The 25,705-nt window shown below is 46.4% G+C and carries 30 protein-coding genes; 5 read left to right on the top strand and 25 right to left on the bottom strand.

The window, feature by feature from the left end; genetic code table 11:
• Positions 1–66: 66 nt before the first annotated feature.
• From ACFVAD_RS16395 to galU, 3 genes are all read right to left on the bottom strand, one after another.
• Positions 67–777 carry a CpsD/CapB family tyrosine-protein kinase gene (locus ACFVAD_RS16395; RefSeq protein WP_386642322.1) on the bottom strand — a complete coding sequence of 237 codons (711 nt, stop codon included), beginning with the start codon at positions 775–777 and terminating at the stop codon, positions 67–69.
• Positions 767–1,507, bottom strand: coding sequence for a YveK family protein (locus ACFVAD_RS16390; RefSeq protein WP_386642319.1), 741 nt, complete (start codon positions 1,505–1,507; stop codon positions 767–769). Before ACFVAD_RS16390 ends, ACFVAD_RS16395 begins: the two co-directional genes overlap by 11 nt.
• A 285-nt stretch (positions 1,508–1,792) precedes the next feature.
• Positions 1,793–2,674 (bottom strand): UTP--glucose-1-phosphate uridylyltransferase GalU, encoded by an 882-nt coding sequence (gene galU / locus ACFVAD_RS16385; protein WP_386642317.1) that lies wholly within the window; start codon positions 2,672–2,674, stop codon positions 1,793–1,795.
• A 238-nt stretch (positions 2,675–2,912) separates the two neighbouring features.
• On the opposite strand from galU, the gene ACFVAD_RS16380 reads away from it, so the two are divergent.
• Positions 2,913–3,380, top strand: coding sequence for a hypothetical protein (locus tag ACFVAD_RS16380; RefSeq protein ID WP_386642314.1), 468 nt, complete (start codon positions 2,913–2,915; stop codon positions 3,378–3,380).
• Between the two features lie 127 nt (positions 3,381–3,507).
• Here the strand turns inward: ACFVAD_RS16380 and ACFVAD_RS16375 are convergent, their stop codons facing one another.
• From ACFVAD_RS16375 to ACFVAD_RS16355, 5 genes are all read right to left on the bottom strand, one after another.
• Positions 3,508–3,741, bottom strand: coding sequence for a hypothetical protein (locus ACFVAD_RS16375; protein WP_386642312.1), 234 nt, complete (start codon positions 3,739–3,741; stop codon positions 3,508–3,510).
• Positions 3,742–3,865: 124 nt separating this feature from the next.
• A complete protein-coding gene (fabZ, locus tag ACFVAD_RS16370; protein ID WP_386642310.1) occupies positions 3,866–4,297 on the bottom strand; it encodes a 3-hydroxyacyl-ACP dehydratase FabZ in 432 nt (143 codons plus the stop codon).
• Between the two features lie 78 nt (positions 4,298–4,375).
• Complete coding sequence (locus ACFVAD_RS16365) at positions 4,376–4,678, bottom strand: DNA-directed RNA polymerase subunit beta (protein ID WP_386642307.1); 303 nt, start codon at positions 4,676–4,678, stop codon at positions 4,376–4,378.
• Positions 4,679–4,711: 33 nt separating this feature from the next.
• Positions 4,712–5,548 (bottom strand): flagellar hook-basal body protein, encoded by an 837-nt coding sequence (locus tag ACFVAD_RS16360; RefSeq protein ID WP_386642304.1) that lies wholly within the window; start codon positions 5,546–5,548, stop codon positions 4,712–4,714.
• Between the two features lie 44 nt (positions 5,549–5,592).
• Positions 5,593–6,414: a flagellar hook-basal body protein gene (locus ACFVAD_RS16355; protein WP_386642301.1), complete on the bottom strand. Its 822-nt coding sequence runs from the start codon at positions 6,412–6,414 to the stop codon at positions 5,593–5,595.
• A 208-nt stretch (positions 6,415–6,622) separates the two neighbouring features.
• Between ACFVAD_RS16355 and ACFVAD_RS16350 the strand changes: the two genes are divergently transcribed.
• The 3 genes from ACFVAD_RS16350 to ACFVAD_RS16340 are packed head-to-tail and all read left to right on the top strand — an operon-like array spanning position 6,623 to position 7,510.
• The gene (locus ACFVAD_RS16350) at positions 6,623–6,913 is read left to right on the top strand and encodes a DUF3467 domain-containing protein (RefSeq protein ID WP_386642298.1); all 291 of its coding nucleotides are present in this window, start codon (positions 6,623–6,625) and stop codon (positions 6,911–6,913) included.
• Positions 6,913–7,299, top strand: coding sequence for a hypothetical protein (locus ACFVAD_RS16345; protein ID WP_386642295.1), 387 nt, complete (start codon positions 6,913–6,915; stop codon positions 7,297–7,299). Before ACFVAD_RS16350 ends, ACFVAD_RS16345 begins: the two co-directional genes overlap by 1 nt.
• Entirely contained in the window at positions 7,268–7,510 is a 243-nt protein-coding gene (locus ACFVAD_RS16340; RefSeq protein WP_386642292.1) for a DUF2283 domain-containing protein, read from the top strand. The genes ACFVAD_RS16345 and ACFVAD_RS16340 overlap by 32 nt, the downstream gene beginning before the upstream one ends.
• Positions 7,511–7,580: 70 nt before the next feature.
• On the opposite strand, the gene ACFVAD_RS16335 is transcribed toward ACFVAD_RS16340, so the two are convergent.
• The 3 genes from ACFVAD_RS16335 to spoIIID all read right to left on the bottom strand — a co-directional run bounded on the left by ACFVAD_RS16335 (position 7,581) and on the right by spoIIID (position 10,022).
• Positions 7,581–7,736, bottom strand: a complete 156-nt coding sequence (locus ACFVAD_RS16335) for a hypothetical protein (RefSeq protein ID WP_386642290.1) — start codon at positions 7,734–7,736, stop codon at positions 7,581–7,583.
• Between the two features lie 523 nt (positions 7,737–8,259).
• Complete coding sequence (gene mreB, locus ACFVAD_RS16330) at positions 8,260–9,261, bottom strand: rod shape-determining protein (RefSeq protein WP_224839718.1); 1,002 nt, start codon at positions 9,259–9,261, stop codon at positions 8,260–8,262.
• A 497-nt stretch (positions 9,262–9,758) separates the two neighbouring features.
• A complete protein-coding gene (spoIIID, locus tag ACFVAD_RS16325) occupies positions 9,759–10,022 on the bottom strand; it encodes a sporulation transcriptional regulator SpoIIID (RefSeq protein ID WP_204412950.1) in 264 nt (87 codons plus the stop codon).
• Positions 10,023–10,392: 370 nt separating this feature from the next.
• On the opposite strand from spoIIID, the gene ACFVAD_RS16320 reads away from it, so the two are divergent.
• Complete coding sequence (locus tag ACFVAD_RS16320; RefSeq protein WP_386642286.1) at positions 10,393–10,734, top strand: BsuPI-related putative proteinase inhibitor; 342 nt, start codon at positions 10,393–10,395, stop codon at positions 10,732–10,734.
• A 41-nt stretch (positions 10,735–10,775) separates the two neighbouring features.
• Here the strand turns inward: ACFVAD_RS16320 and ACFVAD_RS16315 are convergent, their stop codons facing one another.
• The 14 genes from ACFVAD_RS16315 to ACFVAD_RS16250 all read right to left on the bottom strand — a co-directional run bounded on the left by ACFVAD_RS16315 (position 10,776) and on the right by ACFVAD_RS16250 (position 25,574).
• Positions 10,776–11,423 (bottom strand): 3'-5' exonuclease, encoded by a 648-nt coding sequence (locus ACFVAD_RS16315; RefSeq protein ID WP_386642283.1) that lies wholly within the window; start codon positions 11,421–11,423, stop codon positions 10,776–10,778.
• An 18-nt stretch (positions 11,424–11,441) separates the two neighbouring features.
• The gene (locus ACFVAD_RS16310) at positions 11,442–13,295 is read right to left on the bottom strand and encodes a DUF294 nucleotidyltransferase-like domain-containing protein (RefSeq protein WP_386642280.1); all 1,854 of its coding nucleotides are present in this window, start codon (positions 13,293–13,295) and stop codon (positions 11,442–11,444) included.
• Positions 13,296–13,501: 206 nt separating this feature from the next.
• The gene (locus ACFVAD_RS16305) at positions 13,502–15,154 is read right to left on the bottom strand and encodes a sodium:solute symporter family protein (protein WP_386642277.1); all 1,653 of its coding nucleotides are present in this window, start codon (positions 15,152–15,154) and stop codon (positions 13,502–13,504) included.
• Between the two features lie 207 nt (positions 15,155–15,361).
• Positions 15,362–15,664, bottom strand: a complete 303-nt coding sequence (locus ACFVAD_RS16300; protein ID WP_386642274.1) for a DUF4212 domain-containing protein — start codon at positions 15,662–15,664, stop codon at positions 15,362–15,364.
• A 115-nt stretch (positions 15,665–15,779) separates the two neighbouring features.
• Positions 15,780–15,962, bottom strand: a complete 183-nt coding sequence (locus ACFVAD_RS16295) for a hypothetical protein (protein WP_386642271.1) — start codon at positions 15,960–15,962, stop codon at positions 15,780–15,782.
• A gap of 426 nt (positions 15,963–16,388) precedes the next feature.
• On the bottom strand, positions 16,389–17,216 hold the full coding sequence (locus ACFVAD_RS16290) for a DUF1028 domain-containing protein (RefSeq protein WP_386642268.1): 828 nt from the start codon (positions 17,214–17,216) through the stop codon (positions 16,389–16,391).
• Between the two features lie 16 nt (positions 17,217–17,232).
• The gene (gene pcp, locus ACFVAD_RS16285; RefSeq protein WP_386642265.1) at positions 17,233–17,838 is read right to left on the bottom strand and encodes a pyroglutamyl-peptidase I; all 606 of its coding nucleotides are present in this window, start codon (positions 17,836–17,838) and stop codon (positions 17,233–17,235) included.
• A 210-nt stretch (positions 17,839–18,048) separates the two neighbouring features.
• On the bottom strand, positions 18,049–18,579 hold the full coding sequence (locus ACFVAD_RS16280; protein ID WP_386642262.1) for a chromate transporter: 531 nt from the start codon (positions 18,577–18,579) through the stop codon (positions 18,049–18,051).
• Positions 18,576–19,145: a chromate transporter gene (locus tag ACFVAD_RS16275; protein ID WP_386642259.1), complete on the bottom strand. Its 570-nt coding sequence runs from the start codon at positions 19,143–19,145 to the stop codon at positions 18,576–18,578. Before ACFVAD_RS16275 ends, ACFVAD_RS16280 begins: the two co-directional genes overlap by 4 nt.
• 151 nt (positions 19,146–19,296) lie before the next feature.
• Positions 19,297–20,901, bottom strand: coding sequence for a gamma-glutamyltransferase family protein (locus ACFVAD_RS16270; protein WP_386642393.1), 1,605 nt, complete (start codon positions 20,899–20,901; stop codon positions 19,297–19,299).
• A gap of 69 nt (positions 20,902–20,970) precedes the next feature.
• Positions 20,971–21,483, bottom strand: coding sequence for a transposase (locus ACFVAD_RS16265; protein ID WP_386642390.1), 513 nt, complete (start codon positions 21,481–21,483; stop codon positions 20,971–20,973).
• A gap of 377 nt (positions 21,484–21,860) precedes the next feature.
• Positions 21,861–23,009: a mannitol-1-phosphate 5-dehydrogenase gene (locus tag ACFVAD_RS16260; protein ID WP_386642256.1), complete on the bottom strand. Its 1,149-nt coding sequence runs from the start codon at positions 23,007–23,009 to the stop codon at positions 21,861–21,863.
• A gap of 1 nt (position 23,010) precedes the next feature.
• Entirely contained in the window at positions 23,011–23,448 is a 438-nt protein-coding gene (locus ACFVAD_RS16255; RefSeq protein ID WP_386642253.1) for a PTS mannitol transporter subunit IIA, read from the bottom strand.
• 2 nt (positions 23,449–23,450) lie between these two features.
• Positions 23,451–25,574 carry a BglG family transcription antiterminator gene (locus ACFVAD_RS16250; protein ID WP_386642251.1) on the bottom strand — a complete coding sequence of 708 codons (2,124 nt, stop codon included), beginning with the start codon at positions 25,572–25,574 and terminating at the stop codon, positions 23,451–23,453.
• Positions 25,575–25,705 lie beyond the last annotated feature (131 nt).

Below are 25,705 nucleotides of genomic sequence, written 5' to 3'. Positions count from 1 at the left end.
TATTGTAAAATTAATAGTAATATAGTCATGGTTTTTGGGCAAAAAAGAGGAGGACAAACCATCCTCTTATTTTGTTCCATAGTAATAGTAATACGAGCTATCTTTCTGTTTCTTTCTATTTAACACAACACCAAGAAGCTTCGCCTTTGCCGATTCCAAAAGCTCCTTCGCTTTTGCAGCACGGTCCTTATCGGTCGACCCGCTTGCAACGACCAGGATGGTGCCGTCGCACTTATTGGCCAGGACCTGTGCATCTGTTACAGCCAATACAGGCGGTGTATCGAACACGATCATATCGTATTGCTTGTAAGCAGCTGCCAGCAGTTCCTCCATTGCTCTTGAGCTTAATAGCTCTGCAGGATTAGGGGGAATCGGTCCACTTGTAAGAATATCAAGGTTGGCAATTCTTGTAGCTTTGATTGTTTCGATCAATTCGGATTGCTTTGTTAATACCGTTGTTAAGCCCTTGAAGTTTTCCTGTTGGAAAGTGTAGTGTGCAGTCGGCTTTCTTAAGTCGGCATCCACGAAAAGAACTTTCTTCCCTTGCTGAGCAAATACAACCGCCATGTTGCTTGCCGTTGTGGATTTCCCTTCCGCCGGTCCGGATGAAGTCACCATGATTGAACGCAGCTGCTGATCAACGAGTGAGAACTGAATGTTCGTTCTGATTGTACGGTACTGCTCCGATATCGGGGATTTCGGGAGCTTGTCTGCTATTAGATGTCTGCTTGTTGTAGCCACCAAGGAGGCTGGTTTACGTTTTTTTCTAAGAGCCAACTGTCTCACCTCTCGTTCTTGCTTTTCTGTTAGCGACAGCTTCCTGAATATCCTTGTCTTCTATAACCGTGATCGTACCCAAGACAGGTAAGCCCAGAAGCTTTTCTATATCCTGTTCGCTTTTCACTGTGGTGTCCAAGTACTCAAGCAGGAATGCAATACCTACTCCAGCCATTAATCCTACCACCATTGCAATTGCCATGTTCAGTACTGGTTTAGGCTTAACTGGTGAAGGGCTTTCTCCCATTTGTGCTGGTGATAGAATGGTTACGTTATCCACGTTCATCAGGTTGATTACTTCTTTTTGGAACACTTCAGCCGTGGTATTTGCGATTTTAGCTGCCATTGATGGGTCTGGATGCTGAACAGTTATTTTTAATACTTGTGACTGACCTTCAGGGCCAACTGTAATTTGGGAGTTAAGAGAACCTACCGTTTCGTTACTATCCAGTTCTTCACTAACTTTGTCCAATATCGATGGACTCTTAATGATGACATTGTATGTATTGATGATTTCGATATTTGATCTGATTTGGTTTACGTCCACCGTAGACTGATCTGATTTTGACTGGTTTACTAGTAATTGTGTAGAAGATTCATAGATGGGAGTAATTAAGAAGAAGCTCACTACCCCACTTGTTGTTGTTGTAACAATCGTTATAAGTGCAATAAGCCATAAACGTTTTTTTATCGTTTCAAATAGTTCCTTCAGACTGATCGTTTCTTCCATGCCAACCTCCGTAGTTTTAAAACAATTTTATTCTTCCTGAGATGTCATAATTTGTTGCCTCAAGAAACTATTATAGGTTACTTTTCTTTACATATCTATATATTAATTGTAATTAACCTGTAATAAAAGTGGAAAATTGATGAAAACGCTTGCTTTTTCGGAGTAAATATTGACAAATATATCGGTTTATGTCGAATGACGTCTAATGTGTGTCGAATACTATTTTTATCTGCAAAAACAAAAAGAATAGGAGTGGACAATATTGCCGACCACTCCTATTCTTCATTATTTATTAATAGATTCCAACTGTGTGAGTTTCTCCAGATACGGAAGTAATTCCGAACGCAATTCGGGATTTCTAAGGGCGAATTCAATCGTTGTTTTCACAAACCCGAGCTTCTCACCTACATCATAACGGGTCCCTTCGAAATCAAAAGCAAATACACGCTGAATATGGTTTAGCTGCTGGATTGCATCAGTCAACTGGATTTCGCCACCCGCACCTGTCTCTTGGTTCTCCAAAAACATGAAGATTTCCGGAGTGAGGATGTAGCGACCCATAATTGCCAGATTGGAAGGTGCAGTCCCTTGCTTCGGTTTCTCTACAAAGTTATTAACTTGATATCTTCTGCCTTGCTGCATTAAAGGATCTACAATGCCATAACGATGCGTCTCATCATCGTTGACTGTTTGAACACCGATGATGGATGCAAATGTTTTTTCATATTCATCCATCAATTGACGAAGACACGGCTTTTCCGCCTGGACGATGTCGTCTCCAAGAAGTACCGCGAATGGTTCATCGCCAATGAACTTCCTAGCGCACCAAACCGCATGCCCTAGTCCCTTCGGCTCTTTCTGACGGATGTAGTGGATATCCACTTTGGAAGACTTCTGAACAGCATCCAGTAGCTCCAGCTTCCCTTTTTCCATCAGATTCTGTTCAAGCTCAAAGGAATTATCGAAATGATCCTCAATCGCTCTCTTTCCTTTACCCGTTACGATGATGATATCTTCAATTCCGGACTCAACCGCTTCTTCTACAATATATTGAATTGTCGGCTTATCCACGATCGGCAGCATTTCTTTTGGCATTGCTTTTGTTGCAGGCAAGAACCGCGTACCAAGACCTGCTGCCGGGATAATCGCTTTACGTACTTTTCCCATCTATGTTATTCCTCCTATGTCTTTACGAACATTTTTCTTCAACTATTTATATCATAAATGTAATTTGTTTGTAATAAAAGAGGATTTCTAAATCTTTACAAATATTTTATGTGTAACTTTTAACAGTTATATCGGATATTGTCGAATTAGAGGTCGTTCTTTGTCGAATAGATATGAAGAACGCTTTTTTGGCATATATGTGAATAGGAGACAGGCAACAAGGTTAGGGGAGATCATCATGCGAAGAAGACGGCAGAGACAGCAATTAGTCCTTTTACTGCTTGGAGCAGGTCTATTGGGCATTATTATCTATCTTTTTTCTTCTATATTAATAAGTGCAGAAGGCAAAGCCGAAAGAGTGGTGGAGGATTTCTATGCGTTCGAGCAGGAGGGGGACTACGGAAGATCGTGGGAGCTGCTGCATTCCTCGTTGCACGATAAATTCAGCCGGGGATCCTACATTCAAGACCGGGCACACGTATTTAACGGACACTTCGGTGCGGAGACATTTACCTATGAAGTAAGCGATGCGGAGAAGTTGAACAAGTGGAAGATGGAGAAGGGAGGCAAAGTGTTCGAAACTGCGTTTGAATTCGAAGTGGTTCAGACTTATCAAGGGAAGTATGGGCATTTTGAATTTGTTCAGTATGTGTATGTGGTAGAGGAGAAGGATGAGTGGAAGGTTGTTTGGGATTATAAGAAGTGATGGGGCGGGGCGTTGGGGGGCGGGTGCTCGGGTGCTTCGGGGCCATGTCCCTGGCCAGGGACATGGCCCCAACGCAAACGGGCATAACAATAGGGACAGCATACACTGTCCCCCGCTTTTTGAAAGATTACTGTTGGTCGTCCCCAGTATCCTCTTCCACATCTTCTTCCATATTCTCTTCGTCTTTATTCATATCATCTTCCATCTGGTTCTCATCTTGCTCCATATCAGGATCCATAGGCTCTTCCGCAGGAGGCTGCTCGTTCTCAGGTGGTGGAACATCCTCGTTATTTGCTGCACATCCAGTGATCAACATTGCCGCTAACGCTGTACCAGTTAATTTGATTAACATTTTGTTCATTCTAACCTACTCCTTTCGCATATGGGTTTTATTATTGAAGACCTTTAATGCTTTTTTCGTTTGGTCCCTTTTTATATTCCCCATTATTCGTAAAAGCTTGCATAAATGAACAAATTTTTTCAAATTACGACTTTTGACCTAATGCGAACATCATTTCCAGTTCACAGACCAATTGCCCATCTACCGTTGCGATACCTTTTCCTTTGCCGATGCTGCCACGGACGCGAGTCATTTCGACTTCCAGGCGGAGCTGGTCTCCAGGTATGACCTGCTTTTTGAATCGGCAGTTGTCGATACCGGTGAAGAAGGCAAGGCGTCCTTTATTTTCTTCTTTTTTCAACATGGCAACCGCTCCGACCTGAGCCAATGCCTCGACGATCAGAACCCCTGGCATTACCGGGAATTCTGGGAAATGTCCGTTGAAGAATTCCTCATTTGCAGTCACATTCTTGATCCCGATTGCACGCTGGCCTTCTTCGATTTCTATTATCTTGTCCACTAACAGGAACGGATATCTATGTGGAATGATTTCTTTTATCTGATTGATGTCTAACATTTTTATGACCTCCTACTAATAGTTACTTACAATTATATACGAAGCCATAAAAAAGAGGAAGCCTTTGTATCGACTTCCTTACTCTTTGTTGACAAGGTCAATAATATGCTGCCACGTACTTTTGTCCAATACATCTACTGGATTGCCGTCGCCAAGTACTCCGTAGCCAAACATGGCACCGGCTACAGCAGCAACCACCATGACACCTAAAATGATTACTATTCGGAGCCAAATCGGAATGAGGCGAGTACGCCATTTCAGACGTTTCGGTTTTTCCTCACTGGTTGCAGCAATTTCTCTTTCCTGTTTTGCTTTATTCTTTTGAGCTTTGCGCAACTCTTCCCTTGTTAAGCTCTCTTGTCTTGCTTCGTTTTGTTCCATTGCGCAACCTCCTTTTACCTTTGGATTTCTATCTTATGATTTCAGGCCGTTCACAAGTCCCATCATCTGATCGGCAAATTGGACAGACCTTGCGTTAAATTGATAATTCCGTTGCATTAATGTCATTTCCGTCAACTCGGAGGCAAGATCCACATTGGATTGTTCGAGCATGCCCTGTTGCAGGCCGATGCCGTTACGCTGAGCACCGTTGATGTCGTTAATTATATCATTAGCGTTTGCAATCTCCGCATTCGGCAGTGCATATAAGGATCCTGGTCTCGCTTCTAGCATTTGCGGACGTATCACTTGGGTGATGCCAAGCTCACGCGCGATGGCCGTGCCATTGTTCAAGGATGAGGTTAGGACGCCACCAGGCTGAAGCGTCACTTCCTTGATATTTTCTGGAAGGATGATCTGTTCGCCATTGCTGTCCAGTACAGGATGACCGTCAGCTGTAACTAGCATCACTTCACTGTTGTTGATCGGCGACAAGTAGAATACACCGTTTCGTGTGTATTGCGTGCTTGACTGGCCGTTTTCCGTAACCTTGACGTTGAAGAACTGGTCTTCCTTCGTCAGAGCAAAGTCTAACATACGTTCCGTCGTTTTTAAAGCTCCCTGGGCGAGGTTAAGCTTTGTTTGGCTTAGGCCAGCACCTGTGGAGAGACGAATGCCAGCAGGAGTCTGTCTCATCGTTTCATAGCGTCCAAGCGGCTGATTGTTTGCCTGCTGGGCAAGAAGCTCCTGGAAGCTGGCACTGCGGTTTTTATAGCCGATTGTATCGACATTTGCCACATTATGTCCAATCAGGTCGAGTTGTTTTTGTAGGTTGTACATCGTATTTGTTGCATTATGCATGATTCTGTTCATTTATATGTTCCTCCGTAATGTTCGTTCGTGAGGCTATGTGTCGGCTAGTTGATGCGGCCAATTTCATTCGCTGCTTTTTGCATGCTCATGTCGTAGGCCTGGATGATCTTCTGATTCGCTTCAAATGCGCGGTAGGCCGATGTCATGTCCGCCATTGTCTGCGCAGAGTCAACGTTGGATCGCTCGATATGGCCTTGCATGATCTGGAAGCTGATATTCGGGTTGTTGTTGGCATTGGTCAGTTGCTGTCCTTCTGATGCGCGGAACAGTCCGTTGCCGTCCCTGATCAGCTCGTTTGCATTATTGGCAAGGGCGATGCCGATTCTGGCTTGTGGAGTGTTGTCCACAAGGATGGTTCCATCCGGCTGCAGTGTGAAGGAGCCTGAGTTGATCTGGATACGGTTGTTGTTCTCGTCCAAAACGTAAAGTCCGTTGTTGGTGGTCAGGTAGCCTTGGGAGTCCAGGGTGAAGTTCCCGTTTCTCGTGTATCTCGGTGTGCCGTCCGTATTTTCCACTGTAAAGAAGACGGATGCATTTTCCGGTAGGGTCTGGTTCAGGATGGCAAGATCTGTGTCATTTCCTGTTGGACGCATGTCACCTTGTGAGAATTTTGGTGCGATGTCCTGGACATAGACACCTGTGTTTATTGGGCCGATCTGTTGGTTTTGAGCGAATTTCAGCGGTTTTGTGGTAGGTACGCTCGTTGCGTCCAATTTGCTCAAAAGCATTTCCGGAAACGCGCGAAGTGATGATTGGTCTGCTTTGTAGCCAGGTGTGTTTGCGTTGGACAGGTTATTGGACAGCAATTCCATGCGGCGCTGCTGGGAGATCATGCCGGCGGTCGCTGTGTAGAAGCCTCGTAACATTTCATTTCACCTCAATAGTTTGACGTACAGTTTTGTCTAGTTTCTATTATAGTACATAATTGGAAATGTCGATATATGTAATTTTGTGAATAGTGGATTTTTACAAATGAACTTTACAAGTATAAATTTGGAAATAAAGGAGGTTTTTCTACTTATTTCGAGAATCTATAGTTGTAAACATTAGGAAATATTAAAAGGGGAGAGAACTATGCATGAAAAAAATAACCTTTACTACTCTAATTCCGTAAATATTGCAATGCAACTTTTTGACCTTAGACTACAATTCACCACTCAAAGTCCAGAAAATATTGCTGATAATATTGTGGATATCTATATGAGCCCACAGCACGCAAAAGTTTTCTCGCAACTATTGAATGAACATATCATCAAGTATGAAGAAGCGTTTGGACCAATACCTAATTTACCAAACGAGGAATCATTATTGAAACTTCAAGAAAAAGGGGTTATCCAAGTCGACGAAAGGGCATATAATAAATAATGGATGATAAGATTTCATCAACAAAAAACAACTACAACATTTTTGATACTACTGACATTTTTGGAAAAAGGGTATTTCTTGAGAAAGAGCAATTCGATAATCATATAGTTGTAGGGCATCCCGAAATGAGAGATAATGAGTTGGCTATTCAAGAAACCATTGAAAATCCCCAGTTAGTTGTTGAAAGTAAACAGAATTCCAATAGATTACTTTATATTGGAAAAAGTGAAATGTCTACTTATCCAATGGTTTATATTAAAACTGTAGTCGATCATTCATCAAAGGAATATGGGTTCGTAATAACAGGATTATTCCAGAAAAAAGTCAACTTGGAAAAGGAGGGAACGGTCATTTATGAAAAAACAACAGACACAGACTCATTATGATGAGGCTAATGATGTTTTGTATATTTCATTTGGTGAACCACGTCCATCTTATTCAGAAGACTTTGCAGAAGGAATTTATCTCAGATTCGATTTTGAAAATGATGAACTATCAGGCCTAACTATTATGGATTTTTCAAAAAGAAGAAATGAATTGAAGAATTTGAATTTACCTTTTGGAATTTCAGAAAATGTTGATAATTTCGTTCATTAGCCTATAAAACTATTTACAAATAAATTTAGAGGGAGCTCCTTTTTCAAAGGAGCTCCCTCTATTATGGTTATTATTCTTTTATCATCATGGTTGTGAGTTGGGATCTATGATAATTCAGTTTATCCGTTAGTGATTGCTTCAGTTTTTCGTCCAGGCAGTCCTGGATCAGTATTTCGTGGTATCTTGCTCTGATTCTGTGCCACATGAGTTTGGTTTTATGAAGCATGGGAGAGCACCTCCGAAGTGTGGTTGTTCTTTATATATAACCTTCGAAGACGTTTTATAACTTTTGAGGGAATTTTTTATTTCGGGAGTAAAGTAATGTTAATCCGATTAATTTTCGGTATTTTGCGGATTCTTTAGTCCCTATTGAGTAGGATGTTGAGGTGGGGAAAGGATGTTTGAATTTTGTGTGGTTTAGTTAAAGGGATTGGGGCCCTTTTTACTTGATGGGGTTTTGGTGTTGTTTTTTGAATGTTTCGTTCGGGAGGGACGCTCAAGACCGGGGTCTGACCCTTGCGGCTTTTTTGGTGTTTAGGTTGCGAGGGTAGGATGTGCAGAGTGTTTTTTAGTTTTTGTTGGTTTGAAGGGTCAGACCCCATACAGCAGTGTTCTTTAGATTTTTTGTTTCATGAAGCTGGGAGAACTGTTGTGAGGTAGTCTTATAAAATTTTGTTTTTTGCGTGGAAAAGAGCAGCCGGGTTTAGGGGGCTGCTCTTTTGGGTTTTTGTTTTTGTTTTTTTATTTTTTTAGGCAAAGCTTTTTCTTGGCAGGCGGTCGATGTGGTCGAGCATGATGCCTGTGCCGATTGCTACGCAGTCCATTGGGTGTTCTGCGACGAGGACGGGTACCTTTAGTTCTTCGGCTAGGAGCTGGTCCATGCCGTGGAGAAGTGCGCCGCCGCCTGTCAGGATGACACCACGATCGATGATGTCGGACGATAGTTCTGGTGGTGTGCGTTCGAGTACGCTTTTCGCTGCTTGTACGATGACTTGTACGGATTCGCGAAGTGCTTCTTCGATTTCTTCGGATGAGACGGTGATGGTTTGTGGAAGGCCACTGACCATGTCGCGTCCGCGGATGTCTATTTTTTCGCTGCGTGATCCCGGGAAGACGGTTGCGATGGAGATTTTGATGTTCTCCGCTGTGCGTTCCCCGATTAGGAGCTTGTATTTTTTCTTGATGTATTGAAGAATTTCGGCGTCGAATTTGTCACCGGCCATTTTGATGGAGCTTGCGGTGACGATGTCTCCCATGGATAGTACAGCTACGTCGGTGGTTCCACCGCCGATGTCGACAACCATGTTACCGCTTGGCTGGAAGATGTCCATTCCCGCTCCGATTGCTGCCACTTTCGGCTCTTCTTCGAGGTAAACTTTTTTGCCGCCGCTTTTTTCGGCAGCTTCCCTGATCGCTTTTTGCTCAACGGATGTGATGTTCGTTGGGCAGCAGATCAGGATGCGCGGCTTGGAAAGAAAGCCTTTGACGTTCAGTTTTTTTATAAAATGCTTCAGCATTGCTTCTGTGACTTCGAAATCTGCGATTACTCCATCTTTTAGCGGTCGCATCGCTACAATGTTTCCTGGAGTACGCCCTACCATTTTGCGGGCTTCTTCCCCTACCGCTAATACTTTTCCCGTGTTTGTATCAAGTGCCACTACTGACGGCTCATTTAGAACGATCCCTTTTCCTTTTACGTGGATGAGAACGTTTGCCGTTCCTAAATCAATCCCTATATCCCTAGCAAACATGTTACTATTTTCCTCCTTGCATATGCTTTGCGACTGTTGTCCGACAACTTATAGTCCTAATTGTATATTCTATCACAAATTACAAATAAAAGGTTGAAATTAACATTAATTTCATGTCATAAATTTAATGTTTTTGTCGAATTATTTAAGTTGTTGTTTTGGACTGGGTTTTGTGAAATTGGTTGCGGTGGTGTGTGCTGTGGGAAGGTGGGCAACGGGTGGGGAGTAGGGGACAGGCACCAAGGCTCGTTGGATGTATGTTTTATCGGATTTTGTCGAATCATGCGTTTTGTGCGTATTTTGGTATTTTTGTGCGTATATTTCTTATTTTGTGCATAAATTCATTTTTTCGTGCCGTTTTTGAGCGTAAATCCATTTTTTTGAGCATAGGCCTTTTTTGCCATATAAAATCCGACTCTGCCGGCAGCTCGATATTGAACAAAACATAAAAAACAGCCCAATTTTATATAAAATGGACTGTCTGAGAAGATATTTGCTTATTTTACAGCTTCCTCTTCCTTTTTATACTTCATCTTGGTAGCTTCCCCGCCGCGCAGATGCCGGATGGATTTATGATAATCGAGTATATCCTTCACTTCATTCGCTAAGTCTGGGTTGATCTCTGGCAGTCTTTCTGTCAGGTCTTTATGGACAGTACTTTTGGAAACTCCAAATTCCTTCGCAATCACGCGAACTGTCTTCTTTGTCTCCACGATATACTTTCCAATCTTGATAGTTCTCTCTTTGATGTAATCGTGCACACCACTCGCCCTCCCTAAATTGGATGTTGAGGAATGTGAAATGAGACCCGCTTATACCGATGTAACGAAGTGCCTAGTGCTTACAGTTGTGCTTTATAGAAAAACGATTAGGATGTTTGGTGTTATGCTTCGAGACAATCTACGATCCCTCACCTCAAACACTCTCTTTGTATGTTTGGTTAGTTACAGTTTATTAGCTTGGGTCGTGCTTTATGCTAATAATGTCAAGTGGGACAAGGGATTTGTTCGATTTTTTTGAATTCTTTCGTTTTGAGGAACTAATCAGGGTGAAAAAATGGCAGGGTTAAGGTTCGAAGTGTGGAATATATATAGAAAGGGATACTCAGTTTATACGAAGGACGTGAAGATTATGGCAATGGAAGCCACTCTTACCTATTCACCATCGGGGCCGGATTCGGTGATGCTGCATTTTATTGTTGAAAACACTGGCTCACAGCCTGAGAAGGTGACTTTCACAACCGGTCAGCGCTATGACTACATTTTGTACCGGGATGGCAAGCGGGTCGAGCATTTTTCACAAGGCAAGTTTTTCACCATGATCTATCAGGAAATCATGGTGCCAGCGGGGGATGAAATGAGCTTTGACATCCCTCTCACGAACCTGAGTCCGGGAAACTATAAAATAAATGTCTGGCTTGCAGATAAAAATTGGACTAGTGCCCGGGCGATTCTGGAGTTTACGATTTCGTAAGCTTCTTTTTTTATTGATTGGTTATAAAGCCCGAAAATATTTCAAGCTCCTTCCCCTATCCGCAGCAGGTCCCCCCAGGTGTTGATCCCTCTGTCACGGCAGATTTGCAGGAGCTCGACGAACAGATATGCCGTGGTCATAGCATCCCCGATTGCCGAGTGGCGCTTGTAGATACGTGTCCCGAAGTCCCGTGCGTATTTTTCGAGATCTCGCATGTCATAGCTAGGCGCGATATAGCCGATCAGGTTGAGGGTTTCGATTGATTTTGGCGATTTCCAATGCAGGTTGTGGCGCTTGAGCTCGTACTTGACGGCGTGCATGTCAAATGTGACGTAGTGCCCGACGTAGCAGGCGGACGTCTGGTTTGCCAGACTAGTTAGTTTTTGTATCGCTTGCATAGCGTCAGGTGCTTTTTCCACTTTTTCATTGGCGATTCCGGTCAGCTCGGTAATTTCCCGAGGGATTTGTCGATTCGGGTTGACGTAGGTTTGAAAGGCGCTTTGTTCGATCACTTCCATGCCTTTTATCGTTACTGCACCAAGCTCAATGATCCGGTCCTCTTTTGCCAGGTTGAAGCCTGTCGTCTCTGTATCGAAGACGGTGAATTGGAGTGTGTCGATTGGTGTAGAAAGTGGTAGGTTTTCTGCTAAATTGCTCGGGAAATAATTCTTTCGGGCGAATGGAAACATCGGTGTTTACCTCCTCTCCTAATAGTACGATAGCATGTGACTTTGCAGCTCCTTGATGAGCCGGATGCTGAGCATGAGCTCCTCTTTTTCGCGGGTTGTCAGCTGGGTCAGGTCAAGGGTCGAGGTCAGCTTCTCCCCTTTTTGATGCTGGTTCCAGCGATTTTTCACGTAATAGTCCAGGATCGATTCGATCGATGCCTTGAGATCCTTTTGAAAGCTGTTGGAAAGGATATTCTTCTCGTAGAGCTGGTCGATTTTCTCAATCGGTGTGCCATAGGTGATCCCGTTCATCAGCGCGAGGATCTGCAGACTGTGGTGATACGGAAAAAGTATATGCTTTTTCAGGTCGATGGTTTTCTTTTGCATCCGAAAGATGGAACGGATCGGCTGCTCCAAGGCAGAGATCGGGTTTTCACGCTCGAGCTGGGACAGGCGATACAGAAAGATTTTCGCTCGGTCCAGGGACTGTTCTATGTTGGTTTTGAATTGCTCGTGGAGTTTGTTGTCCCCGTAGACGAGCCGGTAGGAAAAGAAGTTTTGCGCGAGCAGCAGCCTGTCGTTGGTGGCGTGGAGTACCCACTCTCTGATGCGGTTGTACCATTGCTCCGAGGTGCCGCTCCACTGCGGGTTGGAGGCCATCATGTCTCCCGGACATCTTTTGTAGCCTGCCAGTTCGAGGTTTGCGACGATTTTTTCCGAGAGCTTTTGGAAGTACTCTCTGTTGCTGTCGTCCTCATATACGAGGAAGTGGTCCTGGTCGGTGAGGAGGAACTGCTCCCTTCTGCCGGCGCTGCCCATGAGGTAAAAGCAGAATCTGGATGACGGGCTTGCAGGCATTTCCTCGATTGCTAGCTCGACACAGCGCTGGATGAGCTGGTCGTACAGGGTGTTCATGACGTCCAATGCGTGCAGGGTCGGGACTTGTTGTTGCAGCATGGTGCCGAGTGTAGAGTATAGTGCCGTCTTGATGGTTGGCAGGGTTTCATGGTTTGCTGTTGTTATTTGTGTTGTTCCCTTTAGGAAATTGGCGCTTTTAATCTGGAGGAGCTCGGTCAGGGTGACGAGTCCGACTGTTTTTTTTCCGTCTGTAACAGGCAGGTGTTTGATGCCATGGAGCAGCATGGTCGTGATAGCTTCATAGAAATAGGCGGTCCGCTCGATGGTGATCGGGTTTGGCGTCATAAAGGTGTGGACGGGCTGGGTAAGGCTTTGCCCCTTTGTTACGACCCGGTTCACGAAATCGTGCATGGTGATGATGCCTTGTAGATGGTTGTCTTCTGTGATGACGGCGGCTGTATCGTTTGTTTTTGAAAGCTTTTTCGCAACGGATTGGATGGTGTCGGTGGATGCCGCTTGTATGAAGGTTTCTTTCATGACATCCTGCACTCTGAGCGTCGTCGTGTCGGAATCTGTGAGCCTTCTACCGAGCTGGACCTGTTCTGCGAGAGATTGATAGACGTCATGAAGGCGTGCGCTGACCTGGGTGAGCAGGTATTCCCGGACGGTGGGGTCGCTCCATCTTTCTTTTAGTACGGAGAAAGGAATGTAGAGGGCGGTCACATCATCGATGGCTCGAACCTGGAGTAGGGACGGCTCGTTGGTGGTGAGTGAATCAGAATCTGAAGCTGAGAGAAAATGAATAAAGTGAGAGAGGCCAATCAGTTGGTCCTTTTTGATGATTTCCAAGACTTCATCGTGATTGTTCGCAGGTAAATAGATTTCCACTGTTCCAGACTGAATGAGAAAGAGCCCCTCCCGCGTTTCATTCGCTTTCAGGATAGGCTGGTGGTGGGTGAAGGTGTGGGTTTGGCAGCGGGTGAGCAGATTTGTTCTCTCATCGATGGTGAGGTTGTGGAATAAGGGATGGTGCATGGTTGAGCTCCTTTCGGGGACTGGTTCCTTGTCCCACTTATTTTAGATTAATGGATTGGCAATGTGCGGTTTGTTAGAGTGAGTTTGTTTTTACGGGTAATATTTTTGTCTGCCGTTGAGATGTAGCTGCTTCGTAAATAGCGTATGCCGTGGCAGTTGCCACGGCATACTTGCAAGCATTGGTGGTGGGACATGGGACCTGTCCCCTATTTGTTCAACCAAACTTCCCCATCTTTGTATGTCATTTGTTCCGGGTAACGAAGGTCGGCTACTTCGTCCTGGATTTTTTGGGATGGTGCTTTTGTTCTCAGCGATACGATGATGATGGTCAGGATGGCGGATGCTGCGCCGAAGACTCCTGCTCCAGTGTCGATGATGCCGAGAATCGTGAAGCCGCCATATTTTGCCGCGAAGATATAGGAAAGCGTGACGGCTAGACCGACGAGCATTCCAGCGATGACGCCCGGTGCGTTGGCACGCTTCCACCATACTCCCAGAATTAGTGCAGGGAAGAATGTTCCGGATGCCAGCGCGAAGGCCCATGCGACAATCTGCGTGATCGCGCCTGGTGGGTTAAGCGCCACAAGTCCCGCTAGTACGGTTGCTGCAACAATCGTGATACGACCGACCTTCAAACGATTTGCATCAGTGGAATTTGGTCTCAACACTCGGTAATAGATGTCATGTGCAAAAGAAGATGAAATAGCGATCATCAGTCCGCCTGCTGTGGAAAGGGCTGCCGCCATGGCTCCCGCTGCCACTAGTCCGATGATGAACACGCCAAGGTTGGCGATTTCCGGTGTTGCCATTACGACGATATCGTTGGCAATGATCAGCTCTGCCCATTGAAGGATACCGTCTCCGTTCGTGTCGGCTACCTGCAGTTTTCCTGTGTTGACCCAGGATTCCGTCCAGGCTGGCAGCTGGTCAATCGGCTGTCCTGCTACATTTTTCATCAAAATGAAACGGGAGAATGCCGCATATGCTGGCGCGGAAAGATATAAAAGTCCGATGAAAAGAAGTGCCCAAGCTCCTGACCAACGTGCCGCTTTCATCGTGGAAACGGTGTAGAAGCGGACGATAACGTGCGGAAGCCCCGCAGTACCGGCCATCAGCGTGAACATAAGCGCAAGGAACTGCCATTTGGTGCCGTTGGTGAATGGTGCAAAATATTCGGATACACCGAGCTCCCGATCGAGCGCCCCGAGTTCATTGACGATGTTTCCATATGTCAGCCACGGCAGCGGGTTATTGGTAAGCTGCAGACTCATGAAGATTACAGGAATCAAGTAGGCAATGATCAGGACAATGTACTGGGCCACCTGTGTCCATGTGATACCTTTCATTCCTCCGAAGGCTGCGTAGAAGGCGATCAGGACAACCCCGATCATCGTTCCAACTTTTGCGTCCACTTCAAGAAGGCGTCCGATTACCACTCCTGAGCCGGAAAGCTGCCCGATGGAGTAGGTGAAACTGATGATGATTGTACAGATTGCCGCGATGACGCGTGCGGTGTGGGAATCAAAACGGTCCCCGATAAACTCCGGCACTGTGTAGCGTCCAGATTTGCGGAGCTGCGGTGCAAGCAGGAAGGTGAGGAGCAGGTAACCCCCGGTCCAACCCATTATGTAAGCAAGTCCGTCATAACCGAGTAGCATGATGGTTCCGGCCATCCCAATGAATGAAGCCGCACTCATCCAGTCCGCTCCGATTGCCATCCCGTTAAATACCGGTGGCACCCCGCGACCGGCTACGTAAAAGTCCGAGGTCTGGCGTGCTTTGTTGAAAATGGCGATTCCAATATAAAGTGCAAAGGTAACCAATATCAATGATAGCGATACAATAAACTGATTATCCAACTGTACATCCCCCTTTGTATGTGATGGTTCCGTGTTTTTTGTGCTGAGTTATTTGAGTAGAGGTTTCTTTTTCAAACAATGCCGTGAAGACGGATTGTCGATTGTTTGAAACCGAGATTCTTCATTGTGAGGGTCTTGGGTAGAATAGATCCAGTGGCAAGAGTTACGATCTGGTTGATGCATGGTGATGTGTGATGCTTGCAGGATTTAGTGGTCAAGCGTTTTTCCGTAGCTCATCTGCTCGTTGGCCTTTTCGTCGATGCCATACTTCTGGTCGATCTTGTCGCTCACCTTCGCATTTACGAATAGCAGAATGACGAAGACCAGGATCGATCCTTGGGCACCCATATAATAGTGGAAAGGAAAGCCGCCGATAAAAGTGAAATCAAGAGACTCCGCGAACATCACCACTCCAAAAGAAACAACAAACCAAATGGCTAGATAAATGAAAATATACCTCGTCTTCTCGCGAAAATACGCATCAGCAACAGACTTATCAATCTTCTTCAAGAGAAAACCTCCTTAATGAAATTTTGGGGTTTCGACACGGATGGAAAAATCCCTGCCGGGGTCAGGCACCTAAAATAAATAAAAAAAATAAAAAATTGTATTGCAAAAGCAATTTTTATTGCAGGGTAAAGATGAATTTCACTGTGTCTATAAAGGATCCGGGTACAAGCGCGATTTCGACGAGAACGTAGAATGCGAGTGCGAATACCGGTACGGACAGCAGGATTGGCCGCTGTTTTTTGATGGCGAAGAATATGCAAAGAACGATGACGACCAGGAATGCATAGAAGAAAAACATTGTGCTTCCACCTCTTTCTTGTTGTAAGCGCTTTTATTTTTTGGTTGCAGGCCACCCCTTTTCTCGGTAAAATTCTGTCTTGTTATAAAACAGAATTTTATAATAATTCTAATAATTAGATTATGAAACATGCTATCACTTTAGTCAACTACCAAATTGAACAAAGTTTTCAGAAATATGGAGAGGTGTATTAGAACAACAAGAGCGTCTTTCTTTTGTTTTTGGAGTATACGTGTATCTCTATCAGTCAATAACTATAGTAATTCGTTGCGATGGAGGATGGTTAATGGAGGAGGACCGGTTTTTTAAAGGACTTGTGTGGGGTACTATCTTTTGCATTCCTTTATGGATGTCTATAATTGGATGGGTTAAGCTAGTTTTTCAGTTTGTTCTATTATAAAGAAAGAGCGTCCGCTTAAGGGACGCTCATTTTTGTGCCAGAATATAGTCAAGGACTTCCTTATCGATGTACCCCTTCGCTTGCTCGCGTCCCTCAAAGTTCTCTGTATGGATGTAGGTGGTGAGCGCCTCTTGCAGATTGTCAGTTTTGTAGCCAAGCTTTCTGAGCTTTGTTTTGAGGGTCTTTTCCAAGTCCCCTGACATTTCGAGAATGTTCTCCTTTTTTGTCGGAGCAAAATACAATTGCTGCAACTGATAGATTCGGATCAGCTCCTGGATCGGCTGTTGGTGATCATCCACTCGCAGGTCGATATAGCGGTCGTTAAATCCCGCGTATCCCCCTTTTTCTTTTACCACCAATAGCGCGGCGGACTGCTGCCCTCTGCTGTCGCCACCTGCATTCTGTCCAGCCTCCAGTGCTTTTAGAAGCCGCTCGGCCAAGGTGCCTTCCGTTTTGGTGAACGTTTCTCCCATTGCATGGACAGTTTCTTCACTTACGAGGATATTGCCTTGTGCAGCATAAAAAGCACCCGTCTGCCCACCAGCCCAGTTGTAGCATTTATCGCCGGTGTAGGTAGCCGCGTTGCCATGTGCATCGATTACGCCAAGCTGCCGGAAAGCCCGGTCCTCATCCGCTTCTGTCAGAAGATCGACCACTTCCTGCGCGGTTTTGCCTTCTTTTAGAAGCTTGAGGCCTTCGGGACCATATCTGGTGTTCGCGTAGGACTGGGTTGCGATGGCTCCTGCGTTGGCCTCAGCAAAAGGAACCACTGCCCCGACACCGAGAAACTTCGATTGCACAGCTATCCCCCACTCTTTTTCTTTCGGATCAAAACCAATGATGGAATAGGTCATTTTGGTTGCCCCTTTATTATAGTGTTTGTAATGCTAAGCGAATTGCTTCGGTCAGATCACGCTGCGACCAGCTTGGACTGTTCTTCAGCTGGATGGCTAGATCATGGGACGCCGGGATATGGATGAAGCCGGCTTTGATCTGGTCTTGCTTGTGTTCTTTTGCGATTCTGTGCAGGACGGCGTACATGACGTTGTTGCAAAGATAGGTACCGGCGGTGTTCGAGATTTTTGCTGGGAAGCCGTTTTCTGTGAGGTGGTTCACCATGGCGCGAATCGGCAGGGTCGAAAAGTAGCCGTCTGGACCGTCGGGGTTGATCGGCTCGTCCTGGCACGTGACGCCTTTGTTGTCAGGGGCGCCGTCCTTGCAGTTGATGGCGATCCGCTCCGGTGTGATGTGCGCGCGGCCGGCAGCAAGACCAAGTGAGACGACTGCATCCGGCTGGATTTCCGTATAATGCTGCAGGATTTCCAGTTCTGATTGCTGAAAGTCTACCGGTAGTACCTTGCTGATAATCTGGTAGTCTCCTATTGTAGTGCCGTCCAACGACTTCACGATTTCCTCTGTGGGATTCACAGGGAAGTTTAGGAACGGGACGAAGCCTGTTAAGAGTAGTTTTTTCATAGTTTGTGGCCTCCTTGTGTGGTGTGGGGGGTCTGGCACTTGTTGTTATGTTAACTTTACTGATGGCGGGGGCCAGACCCCTGTTGTTATGTCTACTTTACTGATGGTGAGGCCAGACCCCTGTTGTTATGTCAACTTACTGATGGTGGGGCCAGACCCCTGTTGTTATGTCAACTTTACTCAATGCGGGGCCAGACCCCGGTCATTATGTCAACTAAGTACAACCGCTCCATAAACCAGCGCTCCACTTATTACATAGGCAGGGTGCACCTTCCACCTTTCAAGCAGCAGGTAGCTTGCTACTATTAGGAAGAGTGTTTGGAGTGCGCCTGATCCTTCGTAGGATTCGAAGAAGAAGCGGTACGCCATGCCTCCAAGTAGCAGGGCGATGGTCGGGCGGACGTAGTTGGACATTCTTTTTACTTTTGGCGATTCTCGGAATTTGTAGAGGATGCTCATGAGTCCGATCATCAGGATTAATGATGGGGCCACGGTGGCAAAGACTCCTACTGCCGCTCCGAGAATTCCGGCTTGTTCATAGCCGATGTAGCCGGCCATCTTGGTTGCGATCGGTCCTGGCAACGCGTTCCCCAGTGCGAGAACCTCACTGAATTCACTTACCGTTAGCCAGCCGTAGTGATGGACGACTTCGTTTTCTACAAGGGGTATTGAAGCGGGGCCTCCACCGTACCCCAGGATGCCCGGTATGAAAAAGGCGAGGAATATCTCCCAGTAGATCATGATGCGTCCCCTCCTTTTTCCTGCGTCGGCTTCGGTTTATCTTTTTTGAAAATGGCTGCAGCCAATAGGACTGCGATGACCATGCCTGGGTGGATCCCAAGCAGTTCGATGGTCAGGAAACTGACTATGACCAAGATTGCAGCTGCGATCCATCCTAGACCTTTTTTTGCGTTGTTGAAGAAATCCCATGTAAGGACCGCAAGCATCACGCCGACTACCGGCACAACTGCCTTGGTCATCCCCTGTACCCATGGCTGATCTTTGAAGCTCGCAAGTGTGGTAAGCAGGACGATCATCAGAATAATGGTCGGGATCGTTGATGCCAATAAGGCATTCATCATTCCTGTAAAGCCGGCCACGCGATAGCCAATATAGCCCGCCATTTTCGTATTGATGGGACCGGGTAACGTATTAGCCATGGCGAGGATATCCGAGAAATCATCGTCCGTGAGCCACTTATTTTTCTCTACAACCTCTTTATGTACAAGCGGAATGCTCGCCGGGCCGCCGCCATAACCAAGCATGCCGATGCGGAAGAAGGAAAGGAAGAGTTGTGTTTGATGCATGGTGTGCTGCCTCCTAAAATTGAAACTATGTGATGGGGCCTGACCCTCAGTGTAGTAAAGCGATAAAGCAGGTGTTGTTAGAATGCGGGTTCAAGGCTACTTTCTTTATCACTTTAGCGTGGTGCGGGTCAGGCCCCTATGAATTTATTAATCAATAAGCAAATATCGCCCCATCGGTACGTGATTCTGTTCCCCCGCTCAGTACGCCTGTTTTCGGGTCGCGCCAGATGATTTGGCCGCGGCCGAAGCTGCCTCCGTCCAGGGTGACTTGGATCTGGTGGCCTTTGCGTGCCAGGGCTTGGGCAAGGTGCTGCGGGAAGTGGTGTTCGACGACAACCTTTTTGTCCTCCATCCACTGCCATCTTGGGGCATCGAGTGCCGCTTGCGGGTTGAGGTGGAAGTCGACGGTGTTCATGACGACTTGCATGTGGCCCTGTGGCTGCATGTAGCCGCCCATGACGCCGAATGGTCCGACTGCTTCATTGTCCTTTGTCAGGAAGCCCGGGATGATGGTGTGGTACGTTTTCTTGCCTGGCGCCAGTGCGTTTTCGTGCTCCGGGTCGAGGGAGAAATCATGTCCACGGTTTTGTAGGCCGATTCCTGTCCCAGGTACCACTATACCTGAGCCGAAGCCCATGTAGTTGCTCTGGATAAAGGATACCATATTCCCTTCCCCATCAGCTGTCGCCAGGTAGACGGTTCCGCCTTTTGGTGGTGTGCCTGGTTCCGGCGCTAGGGCTGTGTCTCCGATTAGCTCACGGCGCGCTTTTGCGAAAGAGGCGGAGAGCAGATCTTCGGACGTATGTGTCATAGTTGTCGGATCAGACACGTATTTTTTTGCGTCAGCGAATGCCAGTTTCATTGCTTCGATCTGTTTATGGTAGGTTTCGAGAGAGTCTCTTTCTGTGAACGTGTCTTCTTTCAGCATGTTCAGTGCCATCAACGCCACGATTCCCTGACCGTTCGGCGGAATCTCCCATACATCGTAGCCGCGGTAATTGACCTTGATCGGCTGCACCCACTCCGGTTGGTAGGCTGCAAGATCCTCATAGGTCAGGAAGCCGTTATGCTGCTTGCTGAAGTCGGCGATTTTATGAGCGAGCTTCCCTCTGTAGAAGGATTCCCCGTTTGTTTCCCCGATTTGTCTGAGAGTTTCTGCATGGCCTTTAGATGACCACATTTCTCCGATTTCAGGTGCGCGGCCGTCCGGCGCGAAAGTTTCGAACCAGTGGGCGAATTCTTCTGTGGTGCAGGCTTTTTTGTAGGCATTGTAAGCGCCTTTCCAGTACTTGCCGAGGGTTGGCGACACAGGATAGCCATTCTCCGCATAGTCGATTGCAGGTTGAAGAACTTCGGATAATGGTAATCTACCAAACTTTTTCGAAAGCTCTGCCCATGCGGACGGTGCACCAGGAACGGTCACGGGGATCAGACCCATTTTCGGCATCGTTTCGTGTCCGAGTTCTTTTACAGCTTCGATGGAAATGGATTGTGGTGCCGGACCGCTTGCATTCAGGCCGTGAAGCTCACCCTTTGTCCAGACGAGTGCAAAGGCGTCACCGCCGATTCCATTGGAAGTCGGCTCCACGACAGTCAGGCAGGCCGCTGTGGCGATTGCTGCATCAATGGCATTTCCGCCTTTTTTCAGAATATCGAGACCTGCTTGTGCTGCAAGCGGCTGCGAGGTAGCGACCATCCCGTTTTTGGCGAATACGGTGTTGCGCTGGGATGGATATGGATTGTTCAAGTAGTCGATGTTGTGCATTATGTAAGTTCCCCCTATTATTTCGTATTGCGAATTAATGTCTATTATACTTAATTTTCTTTATTTTTTCAAAATAGAAAATTTTACTTTTCGGTTGGGTGTGAAATGGATTCTGGTATTGGGGGTTTGGATGTAGTTGGCATAGGATCCTGTTGGGTGGTCTGTGAAGTATTTCAGGATGTGACCGGTAGTGATGATGGGGTCGTCCTTGCGGTTATAAAAGTAGGTGCGGTAGCTGCTCCAGGGGTATTCTTCCGGCTTGGTGACGAGTTTGGCGCGGACAGGGTTAAGATGGATGTATTTGCTGACCTCGATTTCATAGACAGGGTCCATGATCAGCTTCTCGCCGAATCGACCTTGGAAAAGATGGCCGTTCCATTTGTATTTGCGGTTGATGTACACGGCATATTTTGTGTTGATATAGTGCATGATTTTGCTGATGTCGGTATCGGTGGTTTCGATTTGGAGATGGGTGTGGTTGGACATGAGGCAGTAGGCGTGAAGGTAGAAGTGAAATTTCTTTTTTGCTTGCTTGATGGTGTAGAGGTACATGATGTAATCGTCGGCTTCCATGAAAATATTGCTCTGGCGGTTCCCCCGTGTGGTGACGTGGTACTTCGCTCCCTTGAACCACAATCTTTGTTTTCTAGGCATCTTTGTGACATCTTCCTTTCTTTTTTTGGGTATTTAGGTGTTGAACTGTTATAGGTTCTACATGGGAGAGGAAAATCCTGCTGGGGTCTGGCCCCGATTTGATATTTTTATAAAAACCCCTCGTCCTCCCCCCACAAAAAACAAAAAAACCGCTGAACGGTACCCTCGTTCAACGGTCGAGACATTCTCTATTTGTTGCGCTGTTGTGTTGCTTTGTATCGGTAGTTTTATTATACCCAGTTGTGTGTTGATTTATGCCTGTAAGTAGGGATTTATTTTGTCTTTTTTGTGACCTATTAAACTAGCTTTTCCACTTCCGCCAATATCCTCTTGGCCAGCTCTGAACTTCTGTTAAGCCCTGTAATCTCTTCTATGGCTTGGTCGAGGCCTTTTTGTTGGATGAGCTGCTGGATGGCCATTGCTTCTTCATCTTCTTTTACATCGTAGGTGAGTGCGGCAGCGATGGCTTTTGCAAGACTTGCAGGCGAGTTGCCGTATAGCTCCTGGTATTGCTTGGCTGGTGCTATAAGTCGGTCATTTTCGCTCAGCTTTCGCATCGGGGCTCTACCGACACGGGTTACTTCGTCGGTAATGTAGGGATTCTCAAAGCGTGCCAGGATTTTATGAATGTATGCCTGGTGCTCGGCTTTATCGAATCTATACTTGCCGATCAGTACCATTCCTGTTTCATTCAGTGCCGACTCCACTAATCTCTTCACCGTTTCATCCTGCAGGGCTTCATCGATCGTAGGGAACCCTTTCTGGTAGCCGATATATGCCGCTACGGCATGCCCGGTGTTAACGGTAAACAGCTTTCGTTCTATATAGGGGGTCAGGTCGTCCACATAGGTGATGCCCTTGATGTCCGGCGTTTCGCCAATGATTGCGGAGCGGTCCACCACCCACTCGTAGTAGGGCTCTACTGTTACCAGAAGCTTGTCTTCGTTCGTCTGGTTCGGCACGATGCGGTCGACTGCAGCGTCCGGGAATGCAAAGGATTGGTCGAACTCCTCCTTCTCATCCGGTGCCAGCTGCTCATACACATGCATTTTCAACAAGGAGCTTCCCCCTATCAGATTTTCACATGCGATGATGTTAAGGGGGGACCGGTTGCTTTCAATCCTTTTGCGAAGTCCTTTTACCAAGGCTTTTGCAATGATAGGCAAAATCGACGGGCCCACTGCGGTCGTAATGATATCCGCTTTTACAATGGCCTCTTCCAGCTCTTCAGGCTGGGACATACTGTTGATGGCAGAAACATTTTTCACCAGCAATTCCTCTTGTGTCTGGTCCGCCAACACGACGCGATACGCTTGTCTATCATTGATGAGATCGACGATTTCGCTGTTCACATCGACAAAGGTGGTATGGTAGCCCGCTTGATATAAAAGGGCTCCGATAAAGCCTCTCCCGATATTACCTGCTCCAAAATGAAGTGCCTGCATGTTAGTTGACTCCTTCGAATAGTTCCAGGATTTCTTCTGCGGAGGTTGCCTCCACTATTTTTTGTACATTTTCCTCTTCGGAACAAACAATGGCAATCTGGGAAAGGATGTCCAGGTGCTCATTGTCTTTTCCAGCTATGCCGATCAGGAGCTTCACTTCATTTCCTGCCCCGAACTCCACGCCGCTTGGAACTTGCAGGATGGCAATTCCGGATTCTTTTACCGCTTTTTTCGCATCTTCCGTGCCATGCGGAATCGCAACAAAGTTGCCCATATAGGTGGAAGTCAGTTCCTCGCGCTCGAGCATTTTTCCGATATAGGAAGGCTCTACATATCCTCGTTGAACAAGCAATCTGCCTGTCATTTCAATTGCTTCTTCTTTTGTTCCTGCTGATGCGTTCAATACGATGTTTTCTTTTGCCAAGATTGGTAATGCCATAGTTAAACACTCCTTAGTTCTGTTAGTTTTTCTTGAAAAAATTGATTAAGCTTTGCAGCCAGAAATTTTCCCATTTGTTGTTCATCCTGTGATTCGAACCGGGATATGCTCTTTTCGTTTTCGATGATGATGGCGCTTATCTGACTTAGCACCTCCAATGACTCGTGCTGGATGCTTTCCGGAGACAGCAGTACCAAAAGGGACTCCACTTCCATTTCGGATTGATCCATTCCTCTTGTTGCAAGTGGCTGGTGGAGGGCATATACCGAAAATGCCGGCTCTTTGACCGCACCACTTTTTGCATGGAATAGCGCCAGCTTCGTATCCGGTATCCCCAGTCCGCCAAGCTTTTCCCGATCCAGCAGATCACTTAGAACTTCATCAGCCGACAAGAGCGCCCCTTTTTTCTCCAGGTGATGGCAGGTCTCGCTTAACGCCTCATGTATAGTAAGTTCTTGATCATTCTTTAAGACAGTAAAGCCTGCGAGAACCGTTGCAATCGTTTCTGCGTAGTGAGATAGTTTGTTCATGTTTTCCGCCACGAGCCCAATTGGCAGCTCCTGCAGCTCTTGTGCGATTTTCTGATAGTCCCCTATTTCCAGCAGCTTCTTTTTCGTCTGCTGATGGATAAACTGTTTGATCTTCTCGACTTCTTTTTCTGTAAGCATCGGATTGACGATCAGGTATTCTTTTTCGATCTCTGGAAGCCGAATCGTGGAAATGATAAGGTCATAATTTTCGTAATCGGTCTGTTGCATTTCAAACAGGGAAACATTTTTACAGATTTTGATATCTGGAATTTCCTTTTGCAGCCTCGTAGCAAGCATCTTGGACGTTCCGATTCCTGTAGAGCACACCACGAGCGCACGCATTGGCTTCCGCTGATGAATGTTCAAAAGCGCGGAACCGAAATGCATCACCAGATAGCCAATTTCCTCTTCTGGCACCTCAAGGTCCGCAAACACAACCTTCACGCCCTCATTGACGATGGAAAACAACTCGGTGTATTCCATTTTGATTCTCGTCAATAAAGGATTGCTGATCCCCATATTCTGTTTGATCCGGAAAAGCGCCGGCCCTAAATGCGCCATCAATCCCTGCAGGAGGGACTGGTTATCCGACAGCTCCTGGTGCACTTTCTTTTCCACAAAGAGGATCAGGTTCTTTGCCCGTATCGCATCCTGCAGGCCGGTATCTTCTATAAAATATTCTTTGTCCTGCCGGAGCTTGGCACCGAGCAGATGCATAGTGATATACCCTGTCTCAGCTGTCGGAATCACCTTTTGGTACACCCTTTCCAGCTTGTCGAGAATTTTCTCCGCGACCTTGAATTCGGGTGTTTCCTGAAGTGTCGCCAAATAGTGCTGATCCATGGAGATATTCTCTCCGCGCAGGATTCGTTCCATTGCCAGGGCAAGGTGGACGACCAGACCCATATAGGCACTGTCTGCTATCGAATAAGGAAGCTCCCTATTGATATCATCCACGGCACGTTCCACGATAAGCAGATTTTTTTTATCCACCAGGCCGAGCAGCCGCTCCGAAATGGAGTCATTCGGCGTGGATTTCTTCTGGATATTCTCCCGTATCAGGGAAAGAAGTTCATATTCATCCACATTTTCTGTGATGACCTTGCTCATCGCTTTTCTTTTCGCAGATTCATCGCCGGTTATCTCGACTCCATACCCTCTTTTACGGATGAGCGATAAATTGCCCATCCTGTGCAGCCGCTCCTCGACCTTGTTCAGATCATTGCTGATGGTCGCGATGGTGACATTCAGGTCGTTGGCCAGGGCAATGAGCTTGACCGGCTCCACGGACTCAAGAAGCGTGCATAAAATGATGACATGCCGCTCCTCGGCGGTATATTGATTGTGGTCTACCTTGAACAGGAACAGCCTTAAATCTTCTATATTCTTTTTATCCCCTATGATTTGTACGCCCACACCTGATTTTTTAACCAGGGACAGGTCGTAATTCTTTAAAATATCCTCAACATCCTTCAGGTCACGATGGATGGTGCGGGTACTGACATCGATTTCATTTGCGAGGTCCCTCACCGTCATTTCTTCCTCCGACGATAGCAGTCTCTCGAGTATCTGCCGTTCTCTGGCAGTAACGTACATAGCGCTCACTCCAATACACTTGGATGATGACAAAATTTAATTACTATGTTGATAGTTTAATCATACGCCAGCATTCTTATAGGTTCAACAGAAGGAAAATGCAGATTCGGCGGAATAGTTGTTGACATTTT

The organism is Sutcliffiella sp. NPDC057660 (assembly GCF_042800035.1).
Classification (GTDB): domain Bacteria; phylum Bacillota; class Bacilli; order Bacillales; family Bacillaceae_I; genus Sutcliffiella_A.
This window is presented reverse-complemented; position numbering and strand designations above follow the sequence as displayed.

Excerpts from the sequence above, each read along its gene's own strand:
- ACFVAD_RS16380 (WP_386642314.1), top strand. The coding sequence starts at position 2,913 with ATGCGAAGAAGACGGCAGAGACAGCAATTAGTCCTTTTACTGCTTGGA.
- ACFVAD_RS16250 (WP_386642251.1), bottom strand. The coding sequence starts at position 25,574 with ATGTACGTTACTGCCAGAGAACGGCAGATACTCGAGAGACTGCTATCG.
- ACFVAD_RS16265 (WP_386642390.1), bottom strand. The coding sequence starts at position 21,483 with ATGGAAGCCGACGATTACATCATGTACCTCTACACCATCAAGCAAGCA.
- ACFVAD_RS16375 (WP_386642312.1), bottom strand. The coding sequence starts at position 3,741 with ATGAACAAAATGTTAATCAAATTAACTGGTACAGCGTTAGCGGCAATG.
- ACFVAD_RS16295 (WP_386642271.1), bottom strand. The coding sequence starts at position 15,962 with ATGTTTTTCTTCTATGCATTCCTGGTCGTCATCGTTCTTTGCATATTC.
- ACFVAD_RS16315 (WP_386642283.1), bottom strand. The coding sequence starts at position 11,423 with ATGTTTCCATTCGCCCGAAAGAATTATTTCCCGAGCAATTTAGCAGAA.
- ACFVAD_RS16335 (WP_386642290.1), bottom strand. The coding sequence starts at position 7,736 with ATGCTTCATAAAACCAAACTCATGTGGCACAGAATCAGAGCAAGATAC.
- ACFVAD_RS16350 (WP_386642298.1), top strand. The coding sequence starts at position 6,623 with ATGCATGAAAAAAATAACCTTTACTACTCTAATTCCGTAAATATTGCA.
- ACFVAD_RS16360 (WP_386642304.1), bottom strand. The coding sequence starts at position 5,548 with ATGAACAGAATCATGCATAATGCAACAAATACGATGTACAACCTACAA.
- ACFVAD_RS16275 (WP_386642259.1), bottom strand. The coding sequence starts at position 19,145 with ATGCATCAAACACAACTCTTCCTTTCCTTCTTCCGCATCGGCATGCTT.
- ACFVAD_RS16340 (WP_386642292.1), top strand. The coding sequence starts at position 7,268 with ATGAAAAAACAACAGACACAGACTCATTATGATGAGGCTAATGATGTT.
- ACFVAD_RS16355 (WP_386642301.1), bottom strand. The coding sequence starts at position 6,414 with ATGTTACGAGGCTTCTACACAGCGACCGCCGGCATGATCTCCCAGCAG.
- ACFVAD_RS16320 (WP_386642286.1), top strand. The coding sequence starts at position 10,393 with ATGGCAATGGAAGCCACTCTTACCTATTCACCATCGGGGCCGGATTCG.
- ACFVAD_RS16390 (WP_386642319.1), bottom strand. The coding sequence starts at position 1,507 with ATGGAAGAAACGATCAGTCTGAAGGAACTATTTGAAACGATAAAAAAA.
- ACFVAD_RS16260 (WP_386642256.1), bottom strand. The coding sequence starts at position 23,009 with ATGCAGGCACTTCATTTTGGAGCAGGTAATATCGGGAGAGGCTTTATC.
- ACFVAD_RS16290 (WP_386642268.1), bottom strand. The coding sequence starts at position 17,216 with ATGACCTATTCCATCATTGGTTTTGATCCGAAAGAAAAAGAGTGGGGG.
- ACFVAD_RS16345 (WP_386642295.1), top strand. The coding sequence starts at position 6,913 with ATGGATGATAAGATTTCATCAACAAAAAACAACTACAACATTTTTGAT.
- fabZ (WP_386642310.1), bottom strand. The coding sequence starts at position 4,297 with ATGTTAGACATCAATCAGATAAAAGAAATCATTCCACATAGATATCCG.
- ACFVAD_RS16280 (WP_386642262.1), bottom strand. The coding sequence starts at position 18,579 with ATGATCTACTGGGAGATATTCCTCGCCTTTTTCATACCGGGCATCCTG.
- mreB (WP_224839718.1), bottom strand. The coding sequence starts at position 9,261 with ATGTTTGCTAGGGATATAGGGATTGATTTAGGAACGGCAAACGTTCTC.
- ACFVAD_RS16310 (WP_386642280.1), bottom strand. The coding sequence starts at position 13,295 with ATGCACCATCCCTTATTCCACAACCTCACCATCGATGAGAGAACAAAT.
- ACFVAD_RS16365 (WP_386642307.1), bottom strand. The coding sequence starts at position 4,678 with ATGGAACAAAACGAAGCAAGACAAGAGAGCTTAACAAGGGAAGAGTTG.
- ACFVAD_RS16255 (WP_386642253.1), bottom strand. The coding sequence starts at position 23,448 with ATGGCATTACCAATCTTGGCAAAAGAAAACATCGTATTGAACGCATCA.
- galU (WP_386642317.1), bottom strand. The coding sequence starts at position 2,674 with ATGGGAAAAGTACGTAAAGCGATTATCCCGGCAGCAGGTCTTGGTACG.
- pcp (WP_386642265.1), bottom strand. The coding sequence starts at position 17,838 with ATGAAAAAACTACTCTTAACAGGCTTCGTCCCGTTCCTAAACTTCCCT.